A 1,818-nucleotide genomic window follows, 5' to 3' on the forward strand; every position below is an offset into this window, starting at 1 on the left:
AAATCGGATACGGAACGGGCGTTATGCAGCATTTGGCAGCAAGTGCTGGAGGTGGAACGAGTCGGAATTATGGATAATTTCTTTGAACTTGGTGGAAACTCCTTATTGTTTGTTAAGTTATTGACTGCCATTGAGCAAGAGTTCGAAATAAAACTGGCTGTATCACATGTTTTTATGCTGGATAACTTGAAATCATTAGCATTACATCTTGATGCTGTAGCTGGTAATGCCAATTGCGATGAACAAGAGCAGGACTTGGACTTTTTTGAAATATGAATATAAATAATAACAATAAAATGGGGTCAACCGCTCTTAGCTCTTTTATCGGACAGGCTTATGGAGAGATGATAGGGGGCGACAATGAACTGTCTTTTAGCCAGTCAAGGGTCTGGCTTCAGGATCAGCTTAGCGGCGGCAGTCATCATCTTAACCTTGCCGTGGCCTTAACACTTAGCGGCAGCTTGAACCAAGCTAGCTTACAACGGGCATTTGACCTTCTGCTGGTACGGCATCAAAGCCTGCACACATGTTTTCAAGTTGGAGAAAATGATTCGGTTATACCTGTGTTCCTACAGGCACTTTCTCTGGAAATGCCAGTGACAGATTTATCCGATATGGCTGCAGGAGCACGGGAGGCCGAAATTGCCACTTTGCTATCCGCCGAAGTAGGGAGGCCTTTTGATCTGGCCCGGGATCTGATGCTGCGGGCGCACTTGCTTAAAGTAGCCGCCGATGAGCATATTTTACTGGTGATCTCCCATGCTATGGCCTGCGATCCCAGCTCCATGAAAGTACTACTCAATGAGTTGGGTGTTATGTACTCGGCCAGTGAGCAGGGAAAAGAGAAGCCTTTGACGCCGATCACCCTGAAGTACTCAGACTATGCCCGCTGGCAGCGGTATGGTTTGCAAACTGGTGTTTTTGACCAGCAGCTTGCTTACTGGGAACAGCAGCTTAAGGGATTACCTCTTGTTCATGGTTTACCACTGGATCATCCCAGGCCGGCGATACAGACTTTTAACGGGGATGTCCATGTCTCTACCTTAGATCAAGCCAGTCATGAGCTGTTGGCAGCCTTGTGCCGGGAGCAGGGGACAAGTCTCTTTGCCGGACTGCATGCCGTTTTTTCGATATTAATGTCCCGCTACAGCAATATCGATGACATAGTGATAGGTACTCAGGCCGATAACCGACAGCATTCAGGCGCTGCGGGTCTTATAGGCGGTTTGATGAACTTTTTGGTGTTGCGCAGCAATTTGGCTGGCGATCCTGATTTTTTTGAGGTATTGGCCCTGAGCCGCGAAACCATCCAACAAGCGTATGAGCATCAACAGCTCCCTTTCGAATGTGTTATCAAACAGCAGCAGCTTAAATCAGGTCTGAGCCACAGCCCTTTGTTTCAGGTGATGATGACGTTACAGCAAGAGGATGAAAGCTGCTTGGTGCTGCCGGGGATTGAGGTTTCAGAGTTAAAACTTAAAGGTGTCGGTAGCACGCAATTTGATCTGAGCTTAAATATTCTTGAAAAAGCGCAAGGGCTCGAACTGGCCTGGGAGTTTAATACCGACTTATTCAATCAGGAAACCATACAGCAGATGGCGAGGCATTTTGAAGTCCTGTTATCTGCCCTGTCGCAATCGCCGAACAGGCATGTTTTTGGCCATGAGCTGGTGACCGAGCAAGAAAGGCAACAACTGCTGCACGGCTGGAATAATACCGAGACTGATTGGCCATCAAATAGGTGCATTCATGAGTTTTTTGAAGCCAGAGTGTCACTCCACCCCGAGCAGGAGGCTGTGCTTTGCAATGGCGCTTCTT

2 protein-coding genes are annotated in these 1,818 nt (G+C 47.7%); both read left to right on the forward strand.

Translation table 11 applies throughout. The features are described from left to right. A partial coding sequence (locus EXT47_RS23560; protein ID WP_130127740.1) for a phosphopantetheine-binding protein occupies nt 1–276 on the forward strand: 276 nt, incomplete at its 5' end. Further along, nucleotides 273–1,818, forward strand: a 1,546-nt coding sequence (locus EXT47_RS23565; RefSeq protein ID WP_240701670.1) for a condensation domain-containing protein, incomplete at its 3' end; no start/stop codon positions are given. The genes EXT47_RS23560 and EXT47_RS23565, both read left to right, overlap by 4 nt.

The organism is Pseudoalteromonas sp. CO342X, assembly GCF_004208915.1.
Taxonomy (GTDB): Bacteria; Pseudomonadota; Gammaproteobacteria; order Enterobacterales; family Alteromonadaceae; genus Pseudoalteromonas; species Pseudoalteromonas maricaloris.